Here is a 25,281-nt window from a genome sequence, read left to right on the forward strand (position 1 = left end):
CTAAAGTAACGTCCATGCGCTTCGGCATTCTCGGCAGCACCCGTGCCTGGCGCGCGGACGGCGCCGAGGTGCCACTCGGCGGCCGGTCCCGGCGGGCCCTGCTGGCCCTGCTGCTCATCCGGCCCGGCGAGGTCGTCCCCCACGACCGGCTCATCGACGTCCTGTACGGCGAGCAGCCGCCCAAGAACGCCCAGCACGCCCTGCACTCCCAGGTGTCGAGGCTGCGCGGCGACGGCATCATGGTCGAGCGGGCGGCCACGGGCTACCGGCTGGCCGTCGATCCCGGCGACGTCGACGCGCACCGGTTCCTGCGGCTGGCCGAGGAGGGGCGGCAGGCGCTCGACGCCGATCCCGGCCAGGCCGCCGCGTTGCTGGGCGAGGCGCTGTCCCTGTGGCGCGGCCCCGCGCTCTCCGACCTCGACGCGACGCACGCCGTACCCCTCGAAGAGCGGCACCTGGCCGCCCAGGAGGACCGGATCGAGGCCGACCTGCGGCGCGGCGCGCAGCGGGCGGCGATCCCGGAGCTCGGCGAGCTGATCGAACGCCACCCCCTGCGCGAGCGGCTACGCGGCCAGCTCATGCGGGCGCTCAGCGCGGACGGCCGCCCGGCCGAGGCATTGATCGCCTACGAGCAGGCCAGGCGGCTGCTGGCCGACGAGCTGGGCGCCGACCCCTCGCCCGAGCTGTCCGGCCTGCACCAGCGCCTGCTACGCGGCGAACTCGCCCACCTGGCCCCACCCAGCGCGCAGACCGCACCCGCACCGACCACCGCCCGGCCAACCGAGCAGCGGCCGGCCGTACAGAGGCCAGCCGAACAGCGGCTGACCGAACAGGGACCGGCCGGACAGGGGTCAGCCGGACAGGGGTCGCCCGAACAAAACGGCAGGTCGGGGATACCGGCCCGGCTCACCACGTTGGTCGGCCGGGCCTACGACCTGGCCGCGGTCGATGCGCTGCTCGACTCGGCCCGCCTCGTGACGCTGCTGGGGCCGGGCGGCGCGGGCAAGACGCGGCTGGCGGTCGAGGTCGCCGGGCAGCGCCCCGACGCCTGCCTCGCCGAGCTGGCCGCCCTCACCGACGGCGCCGACCTCCCGCACGCGCTGCTCGCGGCGCTGGGCATCCGCGAAGGCGGGCTGCTCGGCCCCCGGTCCACCGCCTCCGACAGCTTCTTCACCCGGCTGGTCACCGTGCTGGCCGACCGGCCGTTGCTGCTGGTCCTGGACAACTGCGAGCACCTGATCGCGGACACCGCCGCGCTGGCCGAACGGCTGCTCGAAGCCTGTCCCCACCTGCGCGTTCTGGCGACCAGCCGCGAGCCGCTGGGCATCACGGCCGAGCACCTTTGGCCGATCCGCCCGCTGGCCGAGGCGGACGCTGTCCGGCTGTTCACCGACCGGGCGAAGGCGGTTCGACCGGATTTCGTGGCTGACGAGGCGGTCGGCGAGATCTGCGCGGCGGTCGACGGCCTGCCGCTGGCCATCGAGCTGGCCGCCGCCCGCGTACGCACGCATGAGACCCGCGAGCTGGCCCAACGCCTCGGCACCGACCGTTTCAAGCTGCTGTCGCGCGGCAGCCGCACCGCCGACGCCCGGCACCAGACGCTGCGCGCGGTCGTGGCGTGGAGCTGGGAACTGCTCACCGAGGGCGAACGCGCGATGGCCGCGCGGCTCACGGTGTTCGCGGGCGGTGCGACGGCCGGCGCCGCCGCCGAGGTGTGCGGCCTGCCCGACGCCGAGGACCTGCTCGACTCGCTCGCCGACAAGTCACTGGTGACCGTCACGGACGGCCGCTACGGCATGCTGGAGACCATCCGCGCCTTCTGCGCGCAAGAACTGACCGGTGAACCTTCCGTACGGCGTGCGCACGCGAGCTACTTCCTCGCCCTAGCCGAGCGGGCCGACCCGCACCTGCGCGCGGCCGAGCAGCTCGACTGGCTGGAGTCGCTGTCCGCCGAGCACGACAACCTCCGGACGGCCCTGAGCTGGGCGGCCGAGGCGGGCGATGTGCGGCTCGGCATGCGGCTGCTGGCCGCGCAGTCCACATACCTGTGGATGCGTGGGATGCGCGGCACGGCCACGGCTCCGGCCATTGAATTGCTCAACCAGGCGGAGCCGGATCCGGACCTCGGCGACGCGTACGTGCTCTGCCTGCTGACCACGGCCGGCGACGAGGCGGCCGGCGAGCTGTGGACCCGCCACTCCGCCGTGGCCGACGCGATCGTGTCGACGGGCGAGGGGGCACGCGAGTATCCCATTCTCACGTTCCTGTGGCCGATGATCACGTCGGCCATGCACGCGCCCGAGGCGACGGTCACGGTGATCTCCAGGGCCGCGCACAGCCCCGACCCGTGGGAACGCGCGATGTCCCGGTTCATGTGGGCCTATTCGCTGATGGCCCGGGGCGAGCACGCCCAGGCGCAGGCCGACCTGGTCTCGGCGCTCCACGACCTGCGCGCGCTCGGCGACCGGTGGGGCTCGATGCTCTCGCTCGACGCGCTGGCCATGATGGCGGGCATGCACGGCAGCCGGGAGGTCGCGCTGGCCCACACCGACGAGGCGATCGCGCTGGCCGAGGAGCTGGGCGCGACCGAGGATCTGGCCGATCTGCTGTGCAACCGGGGAGACCTCAACCTGCGCGCCGGTCCGGCCGCCGCCAGGGCCGACTACGAGCGGGCCGCCGAGCTGGCCCGGCGCGTGGGCGTGCCGACGAACGTGGCGTCCGCGCTGCGCGGGCTCGGCGACCTGGCGCTGGAGGAGGGCGACCTGGTCAGGGCCCGGGAGCTCTACGAGGGGGCGCTGCGGCGCTCGGATCCCGGGTGGCTCAGGAGCACCGGCAACAGGGTCCGGATCCTGCTCGGGCTGGGCCGCCTCGCGGAGGCCAACGGCGACCGCGAGGCGGCCAGGGACTCATACCGGCAGGCCGTGGAGGTCGCGGTCGCGACGGGCCCGGCGCCGGAGAGCGTCGGCGCGTTCGAGTCGCTCGCCCGGCTCGCGCTCACCGACCTCGGCACGGGCGACAGGCGGCCCGACCTTGGCGCGGGCGACTGGCCACCCGACCTCAGCGCGGGCGACGGGCGGCCCGGCCCTGGCGACTCGCGAGCGGCGCCTGGCGGCGCGTGGCGGGCCGCCAAGCTGCTGGGGGCCGCCACCGTGATGCTCGGCGGGACCCATCCCGAGACCCCCGCCGCCGCGGACGTCTCCGCCCGGGCGCGGGCCGTCCTGGGCGAGGAGGTGTACGAGCGGGCCTGGACCGAGGGCGCGACGCTCACCCACGCCCAAGCGGCCCTCCTGGCGGGTGTGTCCGAGGCGGCGATCGCCGCCTCACCGTTGCGACTGATCGCCACCCTGCCCGGTGAGCTCGGGGTGAGCCCGCGGTGAGCACGCCCGGCGAAGCTCGTCGGCATGGACATCCTGATCTCCGGCGCCAGCGTCGCCGGCCCCGCTCTGGCCTACTGGCTGAACCGCTCCGGACACTCCACCACGATCGTCGAACGGGCGCCCGCCCTGCGTGAGGGCGGCTACTCCGTCGACTTCCGCGGCGACGCCCACCTGACCGTGCTCCGCAAGATGGGCATACTCGGCGAAGTCCAGCGGCAGCAGACCAACATGGGCGCCATGTGGAACGTCAACGAGGCGGGCAAGAAGCTGAGCGCCCTGCCGGCCGACCTGTTCGCCGGCGACGTCGAGATCCTGCGCGGTGACCTCGCCAAGATCCTCTATGAGCGCACCAGTGACCACACCGAGTACATCTTCCACGACTCCATCGCCGCGCTCGACGAGGACGCCGACGGGGTGACGGTCACGTTCGAGCGGGGTCCGAGCCGGCGTTTCGACCTGGTGGTCGGCGCCGACGGCCTGCACTCGAAGGTGCGTGAGCTGGCCTTCGGCCCCGAACGGGAGTTCATCTCGTACCTGGGCCTGTACTGCGCGGTCTTCACGACGGAGAATTATCTCGGCCTCGACCACAGCGGCCACGCCTACAACACACCGGGCAAGATGGTCGCCCTCTACAGCTCCAGGCAGAACGCCGAGGCCAAGGCCATGTTCTGGTTCGGCTCGCCGGAGCTGACCTATGACCGCCACGACACCCGCCGACAGCAGGAACTGCTGGAACAGGCGATGGCGGGTGTCGGCTGGGAGGCTCCCCGGCTGCTGCGCGACATGCGGCGAGCCGACGACTTCTACTTCGACGCCATCGCCCAGGTGCGCATGGACCGCTGGTCACACGGCCGAATCGTGCTGCTCGGCGACGCCGCCTGGTGCCCCTCGCCGCTGTCGGGCATGGGCACCGGGCTCGCCATGGTGGGCGCGTACGTGCTCGCGGGCGAGCTGGCGGCGGCCCGCGACCACCGGACCGCCTTCGCCGGGTACGAGGCGGCCATGCGCGACTACGTGCTCACCTGCCAGAAGTCCGGCGAGGGGGTCAGCAAGTTCATGGTGCCGGAGACCAGGTTCATGCGGTGGTTCATGAACCAGAACTACAAGCTGATGCCCTATCTGCCCTTTACCGGGCTGATGGCGCGGACCGCACGGAAGACGGCCAGCGCCATCACGCTCAAGGACTATGACCTCAGTCGGCCAGCCGGGCCAGCTCCTCGTCCACGACCTTCGGGTCGAGCTTCTTGAACAGCGGCACCGGCGGCGCGAGCGGCGTGCCCGGCTTGATCTGCCGGTGCTCCCACTGAGCCGCCCCCTGGTAGTCGCCGGTGATCACCGGGTAGGGGGTGCCGCCGTCCTCGTCGACGTCGTGCATCTCCGGCATGCCGGACCAGACGCCCTCGCCACCGAGCATCGCGTGGACCTTGTTGGACGAGCCGGGCAGGAACGGCGTGAGCATCGTCTTGGCGTCGTCGACCACCTGGAGGGCGACGTGCAGGATCGACTTCTGCCGCTCCGCGTCGTCCTTGAGCTTCCACGGCTCCTGTTCGGCCAGGTAGCGGTTGGCGTCGCGGACCACGTCGAACGCCTCGGTGATGGCGTTCTTGAACCGCGAGCGGTTGAGCTCCGCCCCGACGGGCCCGAAGGCGTTGCGCGAGCGCTCCAGCAGCGCCCGGTCGGCGTCGGTCAGCTCACCGGCCTCGGGGATCGCGCCGAAGTTCTTGGCCGCCATGGAGATCGACCGGTTGACCAGGTTGCCCCAGGCCGCGACGAGCTCGCCGTTGTTGCGGTTGACGAACTCCTGCCAGGTGAAGTCGGTGTCCTGGTTTTCCGGACCGGCCACGGCGATGTAGTAGCGCAGCGCGTCGGCGTCGTAGCGGGCCAGGAAGTCGCGGACGTAGATGACGACCTGCCGCGAGGAGGAGAACTTCTTGCCCTCCATGGTCAGGAACTCGCTGGAGACCACCTCGGACGGCACGTTGAGCGCGCCCAGCGCCCCCGGCGAGCCGCCCCTGGCGCCCTGACCGCTGTAGCCGAACAGCATCGCGGGCCAGATCTCGGCATGGAAGACGATGTTGTCCTTGCCCATGAAGTAGTAGCCACGGGCGTCGGGATTCTGCCACCACTGGCGCCACGCGTCGGGGTCGCCGGAGCGCTTGGCCCACTCGATGGAGGCCGACAGGTAGCCGATGACGGCGTCGAACCAGACGTAGAGCCGCTTGTTGGGCTGGTCGCGCCAGCCGTCGAGCGGAATCGGCACGCCCCAGTCGAGGTCGCGGCTGATCGCCCGCGGCTGCAGGTCACCGAGCAGGTTGAGGGCGAACTTGAGCACGTTGGGCCGCCACTCGCCCTGCTTGGACTGCAGGTAGGAGCCGAGCACCTCGGCGAAGGCGGGCAGATCGAGCATGAAGTGCTCGGTCTCGGTGAAGATCGGGGTCTCGCCGTTGATCCGGCTCTTGGGGTTGATGAGCTGGATCGGGTCGAGCTGGTTGCCGCAGTTGTCGCACTGGTCGCCGCGGGCACCGTCGTAGCCGCAGATGGGGCAGGTGCCCTCGATGTAACGGTCGGGCAGGGTGCGTCCGGTGGACGGGGAGATCGCGCCCATCGTGGTCTTGGGGAAGATGTAGCCGTTGTCGTAGAGGCCCTTGAAGATCGCCTGCGTGACGGCGTAGTGATTCTTCGTCGTCGTGCGGGTGAACAGGTCGTAGGACAGCCCCAGGCCGGTCAGGTCTTCGGCGATCACCCGGTTGTAGCGGTCGGCGAGCTCGCGGGCGGTCACGCCCTCCTTGTCGGCCTGCACCTGGATGGGCGTGCCGTGCTCGTCGGTGCCGGACACCATCAGCACCTTGTTGCCCGCCATCCGCTGGTAGCGGCTGAAGACGTCGGACGGCACGCCGAATCCGGATACGTGCCCGATGTGGCGAGGGCCGTTAGCGTACGGCCACGCTACGGCGGTCAAGATGTGCTGGGACATAGGCCCAAGCCTACGGTGCGACCACGGTCGCCTCGTACCGAATACCGGCACGAGGCGGATGATCAGCGCGTCGTGGACTCCTCGCGGGACACGGCCTCGGCCGCCTCCTCTGCCACCTTGGCGGCGGCGTCGATCGAGCTCTCGCGGGTGCGGCGGATGCCCAGGATGCTGATGAACAGCGCCGCGAAGATGGTCTGGAAACTCATGATGAGCGCCGTCGCGGAGGGCACGACGATGCGCAGCGACTCGCGCGGGTCGAGCGAGCCGAAGCTGCGGACCTGCCAGTGCACCAGCGACATCACCAGACCGACGAGACCGGCCACTGCCAGCAACCCGCCGACCACCAGGCCCTTCTCCAGGGTGACGATGTCGATGAGCCGGCGGACGCGTGGCGATTCGGGCAGGAAGCCCTCCTCGGCCGCGTAGACCTTGGTGAACAGCGCGAACAACGCCGCCTGGAAGCCGATCACCACCGCCGCCGACGCGCCGACCAGGGTGTCGACGTCGAAGGCCAGCTCGCCGATCTCGACCGGGCCGAACGTCAGCGCCGTGCCCGCGACCAGCCCGATGATCATCAGCAGGATGCCGGGATAGAAGAACAGCCACTTGGGGCTGTACAGCATCAGGAAGCGCAGGTGGCGCCAGCCGTCACGCCAGGAGCGCAGGTGCGGCGGCCGGGAGCGGCCGTCGGGCGACAGCGTGGTGGGCACCTCGCGCACGTCGAGGCCGGACAGGGTGGAGCGGACGACCATCTCGGAGGCGAACTCCATGCCGCCGGTCTGCAGCTGGAGCCGCAGGATCGAGTCGCGCCTGAACCCGCGCAGGCCGCAGTGGAAGTCGCCGATGGCCGACGGGAAGAACAGCCGGCCGATGAACGACAGCACCGGGTTGCCCAGGTAGCGGTGGAGCGGGGGCATGGCGCCGGGGGCGATGCCTCCCTTGAACCGGTTGCCCATCACGAGATCGGCACCGTCGCGCAGTTGTTCGACGAATGGGAGCAACGAGGTGAAGTCGTAGGAGTCGTCGGCATCGCCCATGATGACGTATTTGCCGCGCGCGGCCCGGATTCCGCCCATGAGGGCGTTGCCGTAGCCCTTCTCATCGACGTGGACGACACGCGCACCGGCGTCACGGGCGAGCTGCTGCGAGCCGTCCGTGCTGCCGTTGTCGGCGATCAGGACTTCGCCCTCGATGCCGTGCTCTTCCATGCACGCCAGTGCCTTGCGTACACAGACTTCCACGGTCTCCGCCTCGTTGAGGCAGGGCATGACCACCGTCAGTTCCACGTCTCAACCCTTCAGTTAAGGCTCTTCCAGCCCACCATCATGCCCTGTGCCCGAGGATGGTCGGGTCAAGTCCTAAAAACGACTGGCATTCTTTACAGCATGGTGAGCGCTGCGGAGATGACCCCTGTGGACCCCTCCGCCCCTGGCCGGATAGCGCGCGCATGGGCGTTCGTCGGCCGTCATCGGGTGTTCGCCGCCGCATTCGCCATGGGCGGGGTGCTGCGGCTGATCACCATGCTCGGCTACGGCCCGGCGATGTGGTTCAACGACTCCTACGAGTACGTATCCGTGGCGCTGCACCCCAGGCCGCACCCGATCCGGCCCGACGGTTACGGATTCTGGCTGCTGCTGCTCAAGCCGTTCCACAGTTTCACCCTGGTGACCATGTCCCAGCACCTGATGGGCCTGGCCACGGGCGCGCTCATCTACGCGCTGGTGCGCGCGAAGTTCGGGCTGCCGAAGTGGGGGGCGACGCTGGCGGCCGTCCCGGTCCTGTTCGACGCCTACCAGATCCAGCTCGAACAGCTCATCATGTCCGACACGCTGTTCACGCTGCTGGTCGTGGGCGTGATCACGATCGTCCTGTGGAACCGGCGGATGTCGTGGAAGCTGGGCGTGATCGTCGGGCTGCTGCTCGCGCTCACCGCGCTCACCCGCTCGATCGGCCTGCCCATCCTCGCCCTGGTCGTCGCCTATCTGCTCATCAAGCGGACCGGGTGGAAGGCGATCGTGGCCGTGATCATGACCTGCGCGATCCCGGTCGTCGCCTACATGGGGTGGTTCTCCACAAACTTCGGTAAATTCGCGATGACCAACAGCGACGGGCTCATCCTTTACATGCGCACGGCGATCTTCGCCGATTGCAACAAGATGCACATCGACAAATATCGGGAGCTCCAGATGCTGCTCCTGTGCATCAACGATCCGGTCGGTCAGCGCAAGGACTACGCGCAGTGGTACCTCTGGGGCCAGGGCAACGGCGACGGCCAGGGCACGGGTGAGGTGCTGCACCGCTGGGGCGCGGGCAAGAAGTTCACCGACATCACCAACGAGGCCGCCAGCGCGTTCGCCACGCGGGCGATCACCTCGCAGCCCGGCGACTACCTGAAGGTGGTGGCGCGAGACTTCTTCCGCGCCTTCAACTGGGGCAGGCCGCGCTTCCCGGACGAGAAGACGTACAACATGTATCGCTTCATCCCGTTCTACGAGCTGGATGACAGCGGCAATCCCAAGCGACTGCCCCAGTGGCCCTCCTATCAGGGTCGCACGGACACCGACGCCTACACCTACGAGCAGGGCCCGCCCGAGACGAAGATCGTCGCGCCCTTCGCGCAGATCATGAGCGGCTACCAGCAGGTGGTCTACCTGCCCGGCATCGTGCTGGGCGGTGTAATGCTGATCGGCCTGTACGGCACGGTGGTCCGCTGGCGCCGGTTCGGCGGGCCGGTGATCCTGCCCTGGCTCGGGGCGTTCGGCCTGCTGCTGGCGCCCGCCGCGACGGCGGAGTTCGACTACCGCTACGTCCTGCCGGCGGTCCCCCTGGCCTGCATCGCGGCGGCGATCACGCTGCGCCACGGCGTCACTTGGGCGCGGGTACGACCCAAGCCCGCGTCAGCATCCGAGCCCACCACTGTGCCTGTGTGAGCGTCTCGGCCACCAGCACCGGGTAGAGCCACCAGAAGTTGATCAGGACGATCAGCGTGAACGCCCCCACGACCGCGGCCCCCACCGCCCGGCGCGCGGGTGGGGCGCTCTCCTTCCCGATCACCAGCCCCGCGACCAGGACGAGCGCCAGCACCATGAACGGCACCACGGGGATCATGTAGAAGAGGTACATCGTCCGCTGGTCGGCGATGGCGTAGTAGAACCACGGCAGCCAGCCGGCGGCGAAGGTCAGCAGCACCGCCCCGGCCCGCCAGTCGCGCGTGGCGACGTACCAGGCGATGAGTCCCAGTAGGGCGAGCATGGCGGCGAACCAGAGGGCGGGCGTGCCCACCCCCAGCACGGCCTGCGAGCACTTGTCCGCCCCGCACGCCGAACGCGGCAGGTCCGTCGGGTAGAAGAAGGAGACCGGCCGGAACAAGGCCGGCCACGTCCACGGATCCGACATGTACGGGTGATACTCGTGCAGCCCGGTGTGGTAGCCGAGCACCTGCACCTGGTACTTCAGCCACGATCGCATCGAGTCGACGACGAAGAACAGCGGCCCCGACGACGTCGCCTGGTCCCAATTGCGCCCGTAGCCGCCCGCGGTGACGAACCAGCCCGCCCACGAGGCCACGAAGGTCAGCGCGGGCACCAGCCCGAGCGCGGCCAGCCCCGACGGCATGTCCTTGGCCAAGGCGCCGGAGTAGGGACTGCGCAGCCCGACGGCCCGCCTGGCCCCCATGTCCCACAGCAGGCTCATGACCGCGAACGCGATCAAGAAGAAGATCCCTGACCATTTCACCGCGCAGGCCGCCCCCAGGCAGAGGCCCGCGGCGATCCGCCATGGCCGCAGGCCGAGCGGCGGCCCGGTCGGGGTGAGCGGCGAGCTGTCGTACCAGTCGGCCAGCCGCTGCCGTGACCAGTCGCGGTCGACCACCAGGCAGGCGAACCCGGCCAGCACCCAGAACATCAGGAAGATGTCCAGCAGCGCCGTACGCGACAGCACCAGGTGCAGGCCGTCCAGCGAGAGCAGCAGCCCGCCCAGGCAGCCCAGCATCGTCGAGCGGGTCATCCGCCGCGCCAGCCGGGCCAGGATGAGGATCGACAGCGTCCCGACCACGGCCGCGGCGAACCGCCAGCCGAAAGGGTTCACGCCGAACAGCCACTCCCCCAGCCCGATCATCCACTTGCCCAGCGGCGGGTGGGCGACGAACGAGGCGCAGTCGGTCGTGTTCGGGCAGTGCTTGAAGATGTCGAGGTTGCCGCTCATCAGCCGGCGGTCGGCGATCGGGTTCTTGGAGTCGCCGAGCGTGACCCGCTCGACACCGAACCTGAGCAGCGAGTAGGCGTCCTTGAGGTAGTACGTCTCGTCGAAGACGATGGCCCTCGGCTCGCTCAACCTGACGAATCTCAATAATCCGCCGAAGAGGGCGACCGCGATCGGCCCCAGCCACCCCCAGAGGGCGCCCCCTTGCATCGGCGGGACCAGCCGCTGTGCGGAAATCCCCCATTTCTTCACGATGCGCACCCTATGGCGTGGACGATCTCCTGTGAACCGCGTCATAGAGCTCCCGCTTGGGCAGACCCGCCTCCTTGGCCACGTCGGCGACGGCCGCCTTACGCTGCTCCCCCTCGGCCACGCGGCGGTCCACCTCGGCCACCAATGACTCGATATCGGGCTCGGTGTCGGCCGCGACGTGACCGGCGACCACGACGGTGATCTCACCCTTGACGCCCGCCGCCGCCCACGCGGCCAGCTCGCCCAGGCCGCCGCGCCGTACCTCTTCGTAGGTCTTCGTGAGCTCGCGGCAGACGGCGGCCCTCCGGTCCTGACCGAAGGCCTCCGCCATCGCCTCCAGCGCGCTCTGGAGCCGGTGGGGCGCCTCGAAGAACACTATCGTCCGCTCCTCCTTCGCCAGCGCCGAAAGGCGGCGAGCGCGCTCTCCGGGCTTGCGCGGCGGGAAGCCCTCGAAGCAGAACCGGTCACTGGCCAGGCCCGAGACGGCCAGCGCGGTGGTGACGGCGCTCGGACCCGGCAGGGCGGTGACCGTGATGCCCTCCTCGACCGCCAGGTGCGTCAGGCGGTAGCCGGGGTCGGACACGCCCGGCATGCCCGCGTCGGTGATGACCACCACCGTCTGCCCCTGCTTGAGCGTCTCGACCAGCTCCGCCGCACGTCCGGCCTCGTTGGCGTCGTAGTAGGAGACCACCCGCCCGCGGATCTCCACGCCGAGGTCGCCGGCCAGCCTGCGCAGGCGCCTGGTGTCCTCGGCCGCCACCACGTCGGCGTTCTCGAGCACCTCGCGCAGCCGCGGCGAAACGTCGCCCGCCTGCCCGATGGGGGCCCCTGCCAGCACCAACCTGCCCTTTACTGTCACCCGGCCATTGTGGCAGGGCATCCCGATAAGACCCTGTTTCCTGGGTAAGCACTGGCTTGAGGCCCGTACGATGTCCGAATGGCGGTGACCGATTTCCCGTACGAAACCTTTGGCCAGTCAAGTGGCCAACCGGCGGCGGACGAGAGCAGTCCCGGGACGCGATCCATCCGAGATCGGATGGTCCCGCCGATGCGCGGCAGCGTGTTGTGGGGCTGGTTGGGGCCGCTGTTCATCACCGTGTTCGGCGGGGTGCTGCGCTTCATGGGGCTCGGCCACCCCAACGCGGTCGTCTTCGACGAGACCTATTACGCCAAGGACGGCTATTCGCTGATCACGTGGCTCGTGGAGCGGGTCACGATCAAGGATGCCGACAAGGCGCTCATCGCCGGCAACACCGACATCTGGCAGAAGTGCACGGAGGCGACGCTCGACAAGTGCGCCTCCTACGTGGTCCACCCGCCCCTGGGCAAGTGGATGATCGGCGTGGGCGAGTGGCTGTTCGGCATGAACCCCTACGGCTGGCGGGTCGCCGCAGCGGTGATCGGGACGCTGTCGATCCTGGTCCTGGCCCGCGTGGCCCGCCGGATGACCCGCTCGACCCTGCTCGGCTGCTTCGCCGGGCTCCTGCTGGCCCTCGACGGGCTGCACTTCGTGCTGTCGCGTACGGCGCTGCTGGACATCTTCCTGATGTTCTGGGTGCTGGCCGGGTTCGCCTGCCTGGTGGTCGACCGCGACCGGGCGCGGGAGCGGCTGGTCGACTGGTACGAGACCTCGCCGCTGTCGCCGCAGGGGCCCTGGCTGGGGCTGCGGCCGTGGCGGATCGCCGCCGGCCTCTGCCTCGGTGCCGCCATGGGGGTCAAGTGGTCAGGGGTGTTCTTCCTGGCCGCCTTCGCGGTCATGAGCCTGCTGTGGGACTTCGGCGCGCGGCGGGCCGTCGGCCTGCGCAATCCCTACTCCGGCGCCTTCGCCAAGGACGTGCCGACCGGTCTGGTCGCCTTCGCGCTGACCCCGTTCGTGACGTACATGGCCACCTGGACCGGCTGGTTCGTCAGCGCGGCCGGCTACGGCCGCAACTGGGACCAGGCCACCTCATCGGGCCCGATCTACTTCGTCATCGACTCGATGCGGTCATGGGTGCAGTACCAGTGGCAGGTCTTCTCCTTCCACAGCGGGCTGGCGACCTCACATCCGTACATGTCGGATCCGTGGCAGTGGCCGCTGCTGCTGCGCCCGGTCGCCTTCTACTACGAGGGCAACAAGGGCGGCGCCTGCGGCGCGAAGGACTGCGCCGAGGCCGTGCTCGGCGTGGGCACCCCGGTGATCTGGTTCGGCGCGCTGGTCGCGCTGATCGCCCTGATCGCCTGGTACGTCGCCACGCGGGACTGGCGGGCGGGCGCGGTGCTGCTGGCCTACGCGATGGGCTGGCTGCCCTGGTTCTACTTCGCCATCACCGAGAACCGCACGATGTTCCTGTTCTACGCGGTGCCGATGGTGCCGTTCATGGTGCTGGCCATCACGCTGTGCGCGGGTTTGCTGATAGGCCCCTCAGCGAAGACACCGGGTGGGGCTGTACCGTTGAGACGTACGCTCGGGGCTGCGGCCGTGGGCGCGTTCGCACTACTGGCACTGATCAACTTCTGGTGGCTGCATCCGGTTTTGTCCGCCGAGCTGATCCCCTACACCGAGTGGAAGGCACGGATGCTCTTCGACAAGCGGTGGATTTGACCCGGTCACAGTTCCATATTTACTAATTTCATAGGGTAGTCGCAGTGCAAGACCCAATACGCACCGGTTTCGGTCATCGTCAGGCCCGGGGTCGATACGGCAAACTTCGAGGCATGAGTGCACCAGACGTCACCGCCCTGCTCGCCGAGTTGGAGCGCTCCGAGCCGGACCTGGCCGAAGAGGCCAGGACCGCTGTGGAGTGGTTGACGGGCGGGGAGCCGCTGGAGACGGTTACGCAGCTCGACGTCTGCGAGTTCCTCTGGTACACACTGCCGCTCAAGGTCGGTGGCGACCATGAGCGGTTGGCCCGCGCGCTCGGGCGGCTGCTGCAGGTCGGCGGGCTGGAGCGCTATGCCGGGCTGTGCGAATCGGCGATCACGGCCAAGATTCTGCGCACCTATGCCCGTGAGGGCGAGGACGCGGGCACCAGCGCCTACCAGGTGGCGCTCGAGGCCACCGGCGTGCTCCCGCCCGACGTACCCGACCTCCAATGGAGCATGATCATGGGCCCCGAGGAGCTGGGCGCGCACGTCGCCTGCTCCGCGGCGCTGGAGCTGGCGATCGTCTCGGGCGACGACGTCGATCCCGGCGCGCTGACCAAGCGCTGGCTGACCGCGCCACGGACCGAGCTGGGCGGCGACAGCTGGCTGCACCGCGTGCACGGCGAACGGCTCAACCGCTGGGTGCTCGGCCGCGGCCCGGCCCGGCGCGAGCTGGCCCAGCCGTTCGAGGTGCGGCTGCACGCTCCCGTCTCGGTCCAGCAGTTGCCCGCGCTGCACGGCCTGCTGTCGCTGGCCGCCTCCGAAGGCAGCCTCCCCATGCGCCTGGCTCCCTCACCGGAGGCACTCCGGCTGCGCGAGCTGGCCGAACGCGAGCTGGGCGCGATCAGCCGCTCCGGCGTCCGGCTGTCGATCACCGACTACGGCCGGCAGCTGCTCGACTCCCCCGAGGCCATGTGGGACGCGGTCACCAAGCTGCTCCTGGCGAAGGGCGAGCACGAGTTCGAGCTCTCGGCGCGTGAGGCCGCGCTCATGCTGCTCGCCGACGGCGCCCTGATGTCGCCCACCGAGCTGCGCGAGCGCGTGGCCGAGGTGGTCGGCGGCGAGGGCTGGCATCCCGCGACGAGCCTTGAGGACGTCGCCACGCCGGTCACCGACCTGGTCGCCCAACTCAAGGCGCTCGGCCTGGCCTTCGCCGACGACCTCGCCGTACGGGTGACCCGCTCCGGCCAACTCGCCGCCCTGGCCGCCCTCCGCGCCCACGCCCTACGCCCGAGGCAGTACGTGAGCGCAGGCTGACCCCCGGAGGGGGCATCCCTCCCTAGAGACCCCAGCCACGACGGACCGTCACGGGGACCGAGGCGGTCGTGTGACGGACCCCCCAGGGCCCCGCTACGGGACGCTGACGCGCCGGATGGCCCGCTTGAAGTCGGGGCACTCCACGAACGGGTCGTGGTCGCAGACCGCCGCGTGGCGCAGGCTGTCCCGTAGCCGGGTGAGTTGCGCGATCCGCTCGTCGACCTCGCGCTCCTTGGCGGCCATCCGTTCACGCAACACGGCGTCGGACGGCCCGGCCCGCAGGAACGCGGCGATCTCGGTGAGCGTGAACCCGGCGTCACGCGCGCAGGTGACCAGCGCCAGGCGTTCGAGCGTCTCGGGCAGGTACGTCCGGCGCAGGCCGTTACGCCCGTCGGCCGTGATGAGCCCCTTGCGCTCGTAGAACCGCAGGGCCGACGGCGCGAGCCCGGACCGCCGCGCCACCTCACCGATATCGAGCAACGTCTCGTCCACAGCCCGCTCCTTGACTTGACTTGAACCGCGCTTCAAGTCGCAGTCTAGGACACATGACAATCCATCACCTGAATCTCGGCTCGATGCGCGAGATCGATTCGACCGAGTCCCTGCCCTCCGCGCCCGCCGTCTGCCATGCCCTGCTGGTCGAGACCCCCGACTCGGGGCTCGTCCTGGTGGAGGCGGGGCTGGGACTGGACGACGTGACGCGGCCCGGCGAACTGCTCGAAGCCGAGTGGGTCGAGCTGGTCGGCCCCGAGCTCCGGCCGGCGGAGGCCGCCGTCCAGCAGATCGCCGCCCTCGGTTACGACCCGGCGGACGTACGGCACATCCTGCTGACCCACCTGGACGTCGACCACAGCGGCGGGCTGCCCGACTTCCCGCAGGCCGAGGTGCACGTCATGGCGGCCGAGCTGCAGGCGGCCCTGACCGAGGCGCCGAACCGCCGCTACCGCCCCGGCCACTGGGCGCACGGCCCGCGCTGGGTCACCTATCCCGGCACCGGCGACACCTGGAACGGGGTCGAGGGGGTGCGGCCTTCGACGTTCTCGCCGGACTTCCTGATGGTGCCGCTCGCCGGGCACACAGTGGGCCATGCGGGTGTGGCGGTCAGGGACGGCGACCGATGGCTGCTGCACGCCGGGGACGCCTACTTCTACCACCGCGAGCTGTCGGCCGACGACCCGCGAACGCATCCGCTGATGGACATCGTGCAGCTCGACTCGCAGGTGGACGAGGGGTCACGGCTGACAAGCCAGGCCCGGCTGCGCGAACTGGCGAACGTGCACGGGGTGGAGGTGTTCTCCGCCCACGACCCGTGGGAGCTGCACCGCATGAGTTGAGGTCTGGTCAGTTGTCGTAGGGCGCGCTCTACTGGGCATGAACCGGTTGTCGCCCGCGCGCGTACCTCTGGCTGCCCGGCCACCGCGGCGCGCAGAACGCGGTGGCCGGGCCCCGAGCCCGTCGCGCCCAGCCCATCTGGCTCCCGCCGAAGCCGGGCTCGCCCCCTCTGAATCACCGTGAATCACTCCGCCGTCCCGCCGAAGTGAGCACTCCCGCGCGTGGACCAGCCATCTCTCCCCCAACCATGGCAGGACCGGGCACCACCTACCAGTTTGACGTGTGCGACATTAGCTGATTTAGTGCATCATCAATTGGCATCAAACTGGTTCGTAGAGAATGGTGCGCCGGATGCTGTCGAGGGTGCGGAGCGGATGAACGGTGACGGCGCGGAACAGCGCACCAAGCGTGAGCGTCTCGCCACGGAGCTGCGGCGCCTGCGCGACCTGGCCGGGATATCCGGGCGCGACCTGGCCCATCGGGTCGGCATCAGCCAGTCCAAGGTCTCCCGCATCGAGTCGGGGAGCGTGATCCCCTCACTGCCAGAGGTGACGGCGTGGGGCGAGGCGGTGGAGGCCTCGAGTCAGACCCGGGAATGGCTGACGGACCTCACCGAGGCGGCCTTCACCGAGATGCACAGCTGGCGGGCCGCGCTCCAGCGTCAGGCGCACCTGCAGGACGAGATCCGGGAGCAGGAGGACCAGGCGCAGCTGGTGCGGGGATTCCAGCCCACCGTCGTCCCGGGGCTGTTGCAGACCGCCGAGTACGCCCGGCGCATCTTCGCGCTTTTCGACCCGCCGTACACCGAGAGCAACCTGTCCATGGCCGTCGCGGCTCGTTTGCAACGGCAGCTCGCCCTGTATGAGGAAAGCCGGCGTTTCGAATTCCTCATTACCGAGGCGGCGCTGAGGTGCCGCCCGGGATCGGCCAAACTCCTGCTCGCCCAATTGGACCGGATAGCCTCGCTGAGCACCCTGGAGAACGTCTCCATCGGCTTGATACCGCACAACACGGAAGCGCTTGTCTGCCCCCCGCACGGTTTCACCCTCTACGAGAGCGACGGCAGCGCGGCGGATACTTTTGTGGAGATAGAAGTCGCGCATGTGAGGCTGTCCGCCGGCCACGCCGACGACATCGCGGTCTATCAGCGGCAGTGGTCCCTGCTGAGCCAGATGGCCGTCTTCGGCGACGCGGCGCGGGACTTCCTCGCCGCGATCAGCGCCGACGTCCGCGCCGCGGATCGGTGACCCCGCCTTGCGCACGACCGTCCGCCCATCCCCGGAGAGCGGGCACCTCGCGCACTCCCCGGGGACACGGCGACCCGACGTCCTTCCCGGGTATGACCCCGTCTCACCTCAGCTCGAACTCGCCCGCGTGCACCCCGGCGAGAAACGCGCCCCACTCTTCACCGCTGAAGTAGAGGACCGGCCCCTCGGGGTCCTTGGAGTCGCGAACCGCGACCACGTTCTCACCCAACGCGACCTCAACGCAGCCGCCGCCGTTGTCACTGAAGGTCGCCTTGAACCATGCGGCGCGCGGCGACCGGCTCTCCTTGGCAGTACCCATTATTTCTCTCCTGTTCGTCCGGGGAGCCTTGTGCCGCCCGCTGTTTGGTCGGCCTGGGTATCGGCTCGGTGCCGCGCCGTTGGTCTGCCATAGGAATTCTATGAACGCCGTTAGTCATATCCAATACGCGCAGTACGAAGGAGTGGACCGATGCAGTTTCGATTGTTGAACGGCGTGGAGGCTTACCGGGACGGTGTGCGGGTTTATGTCGGTGACCGAAAACAACGTTTGATGCTGGCTTTGCTGCTGCTCGCCGGGGCCCGGCCGGTCACCATGGAGGAGCTGATCGACAAGATCTGGGGCGCGGAGCCGATAAGCAGCGCACGCAAAGTCATCCAGCACTATGCGAGCGACCTGCGCGCCCATTTGGGACATTCCACCGGGCCGAAATTGGGCGACATGCTGCCCAAGTACCAGGGCGGCTACCGGCTGCTGGCCGACCGGAACCAGGTCGACGTCTACCGCTTCCGCGATCTGGTGAACGAGGCGCGGCCGTTGATCGGGCGTGACGACGCGCAGGCCGTACCGATCCTGCGTGACGCCCTTCGGCAGTGGGGCACCCGTGGCCTGCGGCCCGGCGAGCCGCTCAGCGGCCTGACCGGCCAGTCCGCGGCGAACGCCCGGGCCAAGCTGCTGGCGGAGCACCGAGCCGCGGTGATCGACTGCCTGGAGGCCGAGCTGCGGCTCGGGCACCACGCGCTGCTCGTCACCGAGATCCTGGACCTGGCCACCGCCGGGCCGCCCGACGAGCAGCTGACCGGCCTGCTCATGCTGGCCTGCCACCGCGCCGGCCGACCGGCGGAGGCCCTGGGCGCGTTCGCCGCCCTGCGGAAGCGGCTGGCCGAGGAGATCGGTGCCGACCCGGGCCCGGACATCGAGCGCCTCCATCAGCGCATCCTGAGCCAGGACCCTGCCCTCGGCGATTCGCCCGGATTCGCGCCCTCCGGAGCGCCCGGCGAGGCCGACAAGAGCGCCGTCCGCCGCGTGGCCGAAGCCGCCAGGAAGGGCGACGCGAAGCATCGGGATAATCCATAACGGAACTAATTGCTAAACTGGACGACATGACTGCCATGGCCCCTTCCCGCACCGCGCCGGACCTGTCGTACCTGCTGGACCACACCGGCCACATCCTGCGGACCCGGATGGCCGCGGCGCTGGCGGAGATCGGGCTGACGGCGCGGATGCACTGCGTGCTCGTGCACGCCCTGGAAGAGGAGCGCACGCAGATCCAGCTCGCCGAGCTCGGCGACATGGACAAGACCACGATGGTGGTCACCGTCGACGCCCTGGAGAAGGCGGGCCTCGCCGAGCGCCGCCCGTCCAGCACGGACCGGCGGGCCCGGATCATCGCCGTCACCGAAAAGGGCGCGGAGGTCGCCAAGCAGAGCCAGACGATCGTCGATGGCGTACACCGGGCGGCCTTGGACGCGCTGCCCGAGGACGAGGCCGAGGTGCTGCTGCGAGCCATGAACCGCCTGGCCACGGGGCATCTGGCCACCCCCGCCGAGGCGCCGCAAGGGGTTCGAAGGGCTCGGCAGAAGGGCTAAAAAGGTCCGAGGCATATAGTCTGCAACGGGACTATCTGTTATGGTTCCTCTTGTTCGCCTTTCGAGCAGGAGATGGCCATGTCATATACCGCACCTTCCCCCCAACCATCGCGCTGGCTGGCGCTCATAGTGCTGTCCGCCGCGATGCTGATGACGGTCCTGGACGGCAGCATCGTGACCGTCGCGATGCCGGCCATGCAGCGGGATCTGGGCTTCTCGCCCGCCGGGCTCAGCTGGATCGTCAACGCGTACGGGATCGCTTTCGGCGGATTGCTGCTCCTGGCCGGCCGGCTGGGCGACCTCATCGGCCGGAAAAGCATGTTCCTGGCCGGAAACGCGGTCTTCACCGCCGCGTCACTGCTGGCCGGCGCGGCGACCGGGCCCGGCCTGCTGATCGCCGCCCGGTTCCTGCAGGGTGTGGGCAGCGCGATGGCCTCCGCGGTCGTGCTCGGCATCCTGGTGACGTTGTTCACCGAGACCGCCGAACGCGCCAAGGCGATCGGCATCTTCAGCTTCACCGGCGCCGCCGGCGCCTCGATCGGCCAGGTTCTGGGCGGGGTCATCACCGATGCGCTCAGCTGGCACTGGATCTTCTTCATCAACCTGCCGATCGGCCTGGCCACCATCGCGCTGGCGATCCGCGCGCTGCCGGGCGACCGCGGGGCCGGACTCGCCGCCGGGGCCGACGTCATCGGCGCCGTCCTGGTCACCAGCGGCCTGATGCTGGGCATCTACACGGTGGTCAAGATCGAGGAGTACGGCTGGCTCGCCACGCACACCCTCGGCCTCGGCGCGGTGTCCCTCGCCCTGCTGGCCGCCTTCGTCATCCGCCAGGCGACCGCCAGAACCCCGCTGATGCCCCTGCGGATCTTCCGTTCGCGTACCGTCTCGGGTGCCAACCTGGTCCAGATGCTGGCGCTGTCGGCCATGTTCGCCTTCCAGATCATCGTCGCGCTCTTCATGCAGAAGGTCCTCGGCTACAGCGCGCTCGGCACCGGCCTGGCGATGCTGCCCGCGGCGGTGGCCATCGGCGCCGTGTCGCTGTTCGTCTCCGCCCGGCTCAACACCCGCTTCGGCGTCCGCCGCGTCCTGCTGGTCGGCCTGGCGCTCCTGCTCGCGGCGATGGGCTGGCTCACCCGCGTCCCGGTGACCGCGAACTACGTCACCGACCTGCTCCCGGTCATGCTGCTCATCGCGGGCGGCGGCCTGGTCCTGCCGGCGCTGACCACGCTCGGCATGTCCGGCGCCAAGGCCGACGACGCGGGCCTGGCCTCCGGGCTGTTCAACACCACCCAGCAGGTCGGCATGGCGATCGGCGTCGCGGTGCTGTCCACGCTGGCCGCCTCCCGTACCGAGGATCTGCTGTCCGCCGGGCAGAGCCAGGCGGTCGCGCTGACCGGCGGCTATCACGTGGCCTTCACCATCTCCGCCGCGCTGCTCGTGGCCGCCTTCATCGTGGCACTCACCGTGCTGCGCCGGACCGAACGGGATGCCACGGCCACCGCCCAGGACCCGGCCGTGCTCACCTCAGCCTGACTTCACCACAACGGCCGGGCCGGTCCCGGCCGTTGTCGCGTGCTCAAGGCGAAACTCCGTTGCGACGGTCAAGGCGGTTCACCAAGAATGACGGCGATGAGCGCAACCAAGATGCACGCCGACGAGATCGAGACCGACGTCGCACTCGTGCGTCGGCTGCTCGCCGGGCAGTTCCCGCGCTGGGCCGAGCTGCCGATCGCTCCAGTCGACTCGTACGGAACCGATCACGACATCTACCGGCTCGGTGACCACCTGGTCGCTCGGCTCCCGCGTATCGAGTGGGCCACCAAGCAGGCGGCGAAGGAGGCGGAGTGGCTGCCGAAGCTCGCGCCGCACCTGCCCCCTCGCGCTTCCCGTGCAACTGGTCATGGGGCGTCCGGCCGAGGGCTATCCCTACGACTGGTCGGTGTACGAGTGGCTGCCCGGCGCGAACGCCAACGGCACGATCGACGACCTGGACCAGGCCGCCGTCGATCTCGCGGCGTTCGTGACCGCGCTCCGTCAGATCGGTACGACCGGCGCGTTCCCCCGCTCCCCGCACAGCCGAGGCGGCCCGCTCGCGGAGAGCGACGCGTCCGTCCGTCAGTCGATCGCCCGGCTCGGCGACCGAATAGACGGCGACGCCACGCTCCGCTCATGGCAGGAGTCGCTGGACGCCCCGACGTGGGACGGCCCGGAGGTCTGGCTGCACGGCGATCTGCTCCCGGGCAACCTGCTCGTCGTCGACGGCCGTCTGTCGGCGGTCATCGACTTCGGCGGCCTCAACGTGGGCGACCCCGCCTGTGACCTCCTGCCCGCGTGGAACGTGTTCGCGGGCGACAGCCGCCGGCGATTCCGGCGCGAACTCGGCGTCGACGACGCGTCCTGGGTACGCGGCCGCGGCTGGGCGCTCGCTCAGGCGGTGATCGCGTTGCCGTACTACTGGGAGACCAACCCCGGCATGATCCGCCAGGCCTCACACGCGCTGGCGCAGGTCCTCGCCGACAGCTAGTCCCGGGGAAGCAGGGTCCCCAGCGGTCCGAGGTCGATATTGAGGTCGGAGGGCGTTAGACCGAACTTGTCGCACATTTCGGTCATCGCCTCTTCCAGTCGCATCAAGGTCACGCCCAGTGCCTCGATCTGTTCGTCCGACAGGTCCCCTTGCTCCATCCGGCGCACACACTGACGCTCCACCAGCTGGCGTACGAGCTCGACCAGGGTGAGCACCAGGCGCGACAGGTCGCGCTCCACCGCCTCGGCGTCGGTCTCGATGCGCAGCCGTCTCGACGGCACCTTCCGCACCGATGACGCCTTTTCGAGGTCATTCCTCATCGGTGCTCCGGACCGACATGATCAGTGCGCGTACGGAGATGCGCACCAGATCGATGTCCGCGATGGACAGGACGAGGTCCCCGCTCACGACGACCCCGCCCGCCAGCAGCCGGTCGAGGAGATCCACCAGTGCCACGCGTTCGGGCGGCAGCCGGTCCTCCCGGGCGAGCACCGCGCCTCGGGGCTCATCAAGTGTCATCGCCGGTCCCCCCTCCCTGCCTTTCCGGTGTCTCGGCGAAGGCGGCGAAGGAGTACGGCGCCCACGGACCGGTGAGCTCGACGTCGATTCCCTCGCCCCGCAGCCCGTCGACGACCCGTGCGAACTCCGCACCGCGGTCGAGATCGACCAGGTAGGCGCCGTTGAGAATCATCCACTCCGCGCGACCGGACAGCTGCGGGTCCTGGGGGCGATGCCGCTGGCTGGCGACCGCCACGGACTTGAGGACGTCATGGATGTGCTCCCCACTCGCGGCCGCCTGGCGCCAGCTCTCCTCACGACTGCGCAGACTCGCCTGCCGTTTCTTGAGGTACGCCAGTCCCGGACTGCTCGCGCTCTCCTCCCCCGTTTCTGCGGGCGGCGGCGCGGCCGGATCGACGTACGCTTTGACCCCCCACTCCTGCCGGTCGGCGATCCGCCCGAGCGTCTCGGCGAAATCGTCATGTCGCCGGTCCAGGAGCTCCCGGATCTGGTCCTCGCCGCTGTAGACCGTGACAAGACGGACCGGGGCCGTCGGCGTCGTCCGCGCCACCGCCTCCACCACGCGATGGTGCGCCCGAGCGGTCTCGCCCAGCCAGTCCAGGTCTTCCATGGACCGCCGCAGCGGCTCCTCGCCGAACCGGTCCAGCGGGACCGTGCTCACGTACGCGACGAGACCGGCATGCGTGATCGCGCGCACCCCCTCGCCGGCCACTCCCTTCAGGCCTTCGGGAAGTGCGGAGCCCTCGTCGCGGGTGACCGCGTACAGGTAGGTGCCCGCGTTATCCATCATGCTCGTCCACTTCAGCCGTTGGCTCGTCGACGTACTCGACCTCCGCGGTCGGCCCGCGCGGAAGCGCGGCGCCCTCCTCCGCCGCGGCGAGCCGTCGCCGGAGCCTGCGGTTCTCCTCGCGCAGCTCCTGATCCTGCCCCTTGAGCCATGGATCGTGTTCCCACCAGTCGATCCCCATCTCCCTGGCGGTGTCGACCGAGGCGATGATCAACCGGAGCTTGATGGTCAGCAGCTCGATGTCCAGGAGGTTCACGCGGATGTCTCCCGCGATCACGATGCCTCGGTCGAGAACCCGTTCCAGGATGTCGCCGAGGTTCGCCGGCTCGTGGCTGGACAGCCGCCCGGCGGGGGCGTTGGACTGGCGCATCACAGAGCCGGGCTCGGTCATCGCGAACCGCCCTCCGCGTTGGTGCCGCTGCCCCGCCGGTACCGCTGGATCCGCCGGTAGGACAGCAGGTTTCCCTCCGGGTCCAATTCGGCCTCGTAGAGCGCGAGAATGTCACCGGAGGAGGGAATGCGGTGATCTTCCAGGACCTCCACGTTCACCACCCAGCCGCGCTCGATCGGCTTCACCATCGTGATGCCTTCCGGCTCGCCCGCGACCAGATCGGCGATGTTATCCAAACCGGCTTCGCCGACGTCGGCCACTGACAGGCCGCGTGGGCGGCGTTTCTGACGTGGTTCCGTCCGTCTCTCCTCGGATTCCTCCCCTGAGCGCCTTGGTGCCTGGCTGCCGGCCGGCCGCTCTTCGCGGACACTGCGCCTGACAGGCATGCGATCACCCCTCCTCTTCCTCTTCCTCACCTGTCGGCACGACAGCCTGGCCAGGCGCGCCGATCATCGATTCGAGCGTCTGCTTCATCGCCAGCGCCTCCTCCTCCTCGGAGATCAGGCCGGCGGCCCTGGACTGCTCGATCTCCTCCAGCCGGCGCCGGACCACCGCGGGGTCATGCGTCTGCCGCTCCACCTGCTCCTGGATCAGCTCGCCGAGCCGGATCACCCCTTTGACCGGCGCGAGCGGCCAGCCGAAGAGGAAGCTGATCAGTCCCACCCGTCATCACTCCTGAGTCCGCGCGGTGATGAAGTCGTACGGTGCCAGCGGGCCCAATACGCGCATCTCCACCCGTCCGGACCATCGATCGGCGAACTCGTTCACCACCCGCTCCAGCTCATCCTGCCGGTCCGTCTCCATGAGCACGGCCACGTGGACGGCGTCCTGTTCGTGAGACGGCTCCCGGATGACGGTGAGGGTGGCGAGCGGGCCCACCTCCTCGGCCAGCGTCTGCGTGTCGGCTTCGCGTTTGGCCACGACCGCCTGGTTGATCAGCTCCCCGAGCCGGATCCGCGCGTTCCGCGTCAGATCCTCCGATTGCCCCTGGATCTGCTCACGCAACTGCGCGGCCTCCGGAACCTCGCTCAGCACCTCGCGGAACACCGCTTGATCGACGTAGCGTCCCTTGATGACGTACTCGGCCCGTCCCTCCAGCTCGTCCAGCGCGCTGCGGAACTCGTCGTGGTGAGGCGTCAGCAACTCCTCGACGACGGCTTTCTCGTTCGTCATCACCGAGCCGAAGCGGAGCGGGATGACGGGCACCTCGGCTGCGGTGGCATCGAGCAAGGCCCCATGCCGGAACAGGTCGTCGGGGGTGCCAAGCGGGCGGCCGGGCGCGACGTCGCTCACCAGCGCGGCGATCTCGCCGTGCCGTATCAGCCGAATCTCTGGAGCTTCATCCCCTATGCCCCGCGCGTCGCCGGACACCTCGACGTCCTCGGGTACGAGACCGTAGATGTAGACGCCGGCGTTCTTGGTGACCTGTTCAGGAACATCCTGACCGGCGGCATTCGCGGCTTCCGCAGATTGCGCCATTTCAGCGCTCCTCTCGCTCGTGCCGCCGGCTGCGCGTCTCTTGTTTCTCGCCTTTTTCGCCAAGCTCGCCGGCGAAGTCGCTCAGCTTCTCCCCTGCCGCTTCCAAGACCCCTTGGGTGACGTTCTTGCCCTTGCTCTGTGTCATGTTCTGCATGATCTCGGGCAGCCCTTCTCCGCCGGACTCCTCGAGATCCAGCCGGTTCACGGCCTCGGCGTAGCGCAAGTAGGTGTCCACGCTGGCCACGACGATGCGCGCGTCGATCGTCAGAAGCTCGATGCCGACGAGTGAGACCCGGACATAGGCGTCGATGACCAGCCCTTTGTCGAGGATCGTGTCGATGACGTCGGCCAGGCCCGACGGAGACGGACGGTCGGCTATTCCGCCTGTCGCGGGTTGCACGGTCATTACTACTCCCTCGGTCTTCGCGGACGCCGCCCGCCGGTCTTC

The 25,281-nt window shown here is 69.5% G+C and carries 25 protein-coding genes; 11 read left to right on the forward strand and 14 right to left on the reverse strand.

Annotation, left to right across the window (positions count from 1 at the left end):
* Nucleotides 1-14 precede the first annotated feature (14 nt).
* Complete coding sequence (locus AB0B61_RS41570; protein ID WP_358444470.1) at nucleotides 15-3,377, forward strand: BTAD domain-containing putative transcriptional regulator; 3,363 nt, start codon at nucleotides 15-17, stop codon at nucleotides 3,375-3,377.
* Nucleotides 3,378-3,401: 24 nt separating this feature from the next.
* A complete protein-coding gene (locus tag AB0B61_RS41575) occupies nucleotides 3,402-4,625 on the forward strand; it encodes an FAD-dependent monooxygenase (RefSeq protein ID WP_358444473.1) in 1,224 nt (407 codons plus the stop codon).
* Here AB0B61_RS41575 and metG read toward each other — a convergent pair.
* Together metG and AB0B61_RS41585 are read right to left on the reverse strand one after the other, a co-directional pair.
* The gene (gene metG / locus AB0B61_RS41580) at nucleotides 4,570-6,351 is read right to left on the reverse strand and encodes a methionine--tRNA ligase (protein ID WP_358444476.1); all 1,782 of its coding nucleotides are present in this window, start codon (nucleotides 6,349-6,351) and stop codon (nucleotides 4,570-4,572) included. The two genes, AB0B61_RS41575 and metG, sit on opposite strands and share 56 nt — an antisense overlap.
* 62 nt (nucleotides 6,352-6,413) lie before the next feature.
* The gene (locus AB0B61_RS41585) at nucleotides 6,414-7,637 is read right to left on the reverse strand and encodes a glycosyltransferase family 2 protein (RefSeq protein WP_358444478.1); all 1,224 of its coding nucleotides are present in this window, start codon (nucleotides 7,635-7,637) and stop codon (nucleotides 6,414-6,416) included.
* A gap of 99 nt (nucleotides 7,638-7,736) precedes the next feature.
* Between AB0B61_RS41585 and AB0B61_RS41590 the strand changes: the two genes are divergently transcribed.
* Nucleotides 7,737-9,281 carry a hypothetical protein gene (locus tag AB0B61_RS41590; RefSeq protein ID WP_358444481.1) on the forward strand — a complete coding sequence of 515 codons (1,545 nt, stop codon included), beginning with the start codon at nucleotides 7,737-7,739 and terminating at the stop codon, nucleotides 9,279-9,281.
* Here the strand turns inward: AB0B61_RS41590 and AB0B61_RS41595 are convergent.
* Nucleotides 9,217-10,803, reverse strand: a complete 1,587-nt coding sequence (locus tag AB0B61_RS41595; RefSeq protein ID WP_358444484.1) for a phospholipid carrier-dependent glycosyltransferase — start codon at nucleotides 10,801-10,803, stop codon at nucleotides 9,217-9,219. The genes AB0B61_RS41590 and AB0B61_RS41595 overlap by 65 nt on opposite strands.
* 10 nt (nucleotides 10,804-10,813) lie before the next feature.
* A complete protein-coding gene (gene rsmI, locus AB0B61_RS41600) occupies nucleotides 10,814-11,662 on the reverse strand; it encodes a 16S rRNA (cytidine(1402)-2'-O)-methyltransferase (RefSeq protein WP_358444487.1) in 849 nt (282 codons plus the stop codon).
* A gap of 189 nt (nucleotides 11,663-11,851) precedes the next feature.
* Between rsmI and AB0B61_RS41605 the strand changes: the two genes are divergently transcribed.
* Nucleotides 11,852-13,387, forward strand: coding sequence for a phospholipid carrier-dependent glycosyltransferase (locus AB0B61_RS41605; RefSeq protein WP_358444490.1), 1,536 nt, complete (start codon nucleotides 11,852-11,854; stop codon nucleotides 13,385-13,387).
* 113 nt (nucleotides 13,388-13,500) lie between these two features.
* Nucleotides 13,501-14,685, forward strand: a complete 1,185-nt coding sequence (locus AB0B61_RS41610; protein WP_358444493.1) for a hypothetical protein — start codon at nucleotides 13,501-13,503, stop codon at nucleotides 14,683-14,685.
* Between the two features lie 93 nt (nucleotides 14,686-14,778).
* Here the strand turns inward: AB0B61_RS41610 and AB0B61_RS41615 are convergent, their stop codons facing one another.
* Nucleotides 14,779-15,177, reverse strand: coding sequence for a MerR family transcriptional regulator (locus AB0B61_RS41615; RefSeq protein WP_357653741.1), 399 nt, complete (start codon nucleotides 15,175-15,177; stop codon nucleotides 14,779-14,781).
* A 53-nt stretch (nucleotides 15,178-15,230) separates the two neighbouring features.
* Between AB0B61_RS41615 and AB0B61_RS41620 the strand changes: the two genes are divergently transcribed.
* Nucleotides 15,231-16,019 (forward strand): MBL fold metallo-hydrolase, encoded by a 789-nt coding sequence (locus tag AB0B61_RS41620; RefSeq protein WP_358444496.1) that lies wholly within the window; start codon nucleotides 15,231-15,233, stop codon nucleotides 16,017-16,019.
* A 372-nt stretch (nucleotides 16,020-16,391) separates the two neighbouring features.
* A complete protein-coding gene (locus AB0B61_RS41625; protein WP_358444499.1) occupies nucleotides 16,392-17,264 on the forward strand; it encodes a helix-turn-helix transcriptional regulator in 873 nt (290 codons plus the stop codon).
* A 103-nt stretch (nucleotides 17,265-17,367) separates the two neighbouring features.
* Here the strand turns inward: AB0B61_RS41625 and AB0B61_RS41630 are convergent, their stop codons facing one another.
* Nucleotides 17,368-17,583: a DUF397 domain-containing protein gene (locus AB0B61_RS41630; RefSeq protein ID WP_358444502.1), complete on the reverse strand. Its 216-nt coding sequence runs from the start codon at nucleotides 17,581-17,583 to the stop codon at nucleotides 17,368-17,370.
* Between the two features lie 231 nt (nucleotides 17,584-17,814).
* On the opposite strand from AB0B61_RS41630, the gene AB0B61_RS41635 reads away from it, so the two are divergent.
* From AB0B61_RS41635 to AB0B61_RS41650, 4 genes are all read left to right on the forward strand, one after another.
* Nucleotides 17,815-18,618, forward strand: a complete 804-nt coding sequence (locus tag AB0B61_RS41635; protein WP_358444505.1) for an AfsR/SARP family transcriptional regulator — start codon at nucleotides 17,815-17,817, stop codon at nucleotides 18,616-18,618.
* 26 nt (nucleotides 18,619-18,644) lie between these two features.
* Entirely contained in the window at nucleotides 18,645-19,130 is a 486-nt protein-coding gene (locus AB0B61_RS41640) for a MarR family winged helix-turn-helix transcriptional regulator (protein WP_358444508.1), read from the forward strand.
* Nucleotides 19,131-19,208: 78 nt separating this feature from the next.
* Nucleotides 19,209-20,666, forward strand: coding sequence for a DHA2 family efflux MFS transporter permease subunit (locus tag AB0B61_RS41645; protein ID WP_358444510.1), 1,458 nt, complete (start codon nucleotides 19,209-19,211; stop codon nucleotides 20,664-20,666).
* Nucleotides 20,667-21,021: 355 nt separating this feature from the next.
* Nucleotides 21,022-21,657, forward strand: a complete 636-nt coding sequence (locus AB0B61_RS41650; RefSeq protein WP_358444513.1) for an aminoglycoside phosphotransferase family protein — start codon at nucleotides 21,022-21,024, stop codon at nucleotides 21,655-21,657.
* On the opposite strand, the gene AB0B61_RS41655 is transcribed toward AB0B61_RS41650, so the two are convergent.
* From AB0B61_RS41655 to gvpJ (AB0B61_RS41690), 8 genes are read right to left on the reverse strand one after another with little or no spacing between them, the layout of a single operon-like run.
* Nucleotides 21,654-21,947, reverse strand: coding sequence for a gas vesicle protein K (locus AB0B61_RS41655; protein WP_358444515.1), 294 nt, complete (start codon nucleotides 21,945-21,947; stop codon nucleotides 21,654-21,656). The genes AB0B61_RS41650 and AB0B61_RS41655 overlap by 4 nt on opposite strands.
* 19 nt (nucleotides 21,948-21,966) lie before the next feature.
* Nucleotides 21,967-22,176 carry a gas vesicle protein gene (locus AB0B61_RS41660; protein ID WP_225296244.1) on the reverse strand — a complete coding sequence of 70 codons (210 nt, stop codon included), beginning with the start codon at nucleotides 22,174-22,176 and terminating at the stop codon, nucleotides 21,967-21,969.
* Entirely contained in the window at nucleotides 22,166-22,966 is an 801-nt protein-coding gene (locus tag AB0B61_RS41665; RefSeq protein ID WP_358444518.1) for a GvpL/GvpF family gas vesicle protein, read from the reverse strand. The genes AB0B61_RS41660 and AB0B61_RS41665 overlap by 11 nt, the downstream gene beginning before the upstream one ends.
* The gene (gene gvpJ / locus AB0B61_RS41670) at nucleotides 22,956-23,333 is read right to left on the reverse strand and encodes a gas vesicle protein GvpJ (protein WP_358444694.1); all 378 of its coding nucleotides are present in this window, start codon (nucleotides 23,331-23,333) and stop codon (nucleotides 22,956-22,958) included. Before gvpJ (AB0B61_RS41670) ends, AB0B61_RS41665 begins: the two co-directional genes overlap by 11 nt.
* A 17-nt stretch (nucleotides 23,334-23,350) precedes the next feature.
* Nucleotides 23,351-23,740 (reverse strand): gas vesicle protein GvpO, encoded by a 390-nt coding sequence (gvpO, locus tag AB0B61_RS41675; RefSeq protein ID WP_358444521.1) that lies wholly within the window; start codon nucleotides 23,738-23,740, stop codon nucleotides 23,351-23,353.
* A 4-nt stretch (nucleotides 23,741-23,744) separates the two neighbouring features.
* Nucleotides 23,745-24,017: a gas vesicle protein GvpG gene (locus tag AB0B61_RS41680; protein ID WP_358444524.1), complete on the reverse strand. Its 273-nt coding sequence runs from the start codon at nucleotides 24,015-24,017 to the stop codon at nucleotides 23,745-23,747.
* A 6-nt stretch (nucleotides 24,018-24,023) separates the two neighbouring features.
* On the reverse strand, nucleotides 24,024-24,833 hold the full coding sequence (locus AB0B61_RS41685) for a GvpL/GvpF family gas vesicle protein (protein ID WP_358444526.1): 810 nt from the start codon (nucleotides 24,831-24,833) through the stop codon (nucleotides 24,024-24,026).
* A 1-nt stretch (nucleotide 24,834) separates the two neighbouring features.
* Nucleotides 24,835-25,239 carry a gas vesicle protein GvpJ gene (gene gvpJ / locus AB0B61_RS41690; protein WP_358444529.1) on the reverse strand — a complete coding sequence of 135 codons (405 nt, stop codon included), beginning with the start codon at nucleotides 25,237-25,239 and terminating at the stop codon, nucleotides 24,835-24,837.
* Between the last annotated feature and the right edge of the window lie 42 nt (nucleotides 25,240-25,281).

Origin of the sequence: Nonomuraea sp. NPDC049158, assembly GCF_040648335.1 — a bacterium.
Classification (GTDB): Bacteria; Actinomycetota; Actinomycetes; order Streptosporangiales; family Streptosporangiaceae; genus Nonomuraea.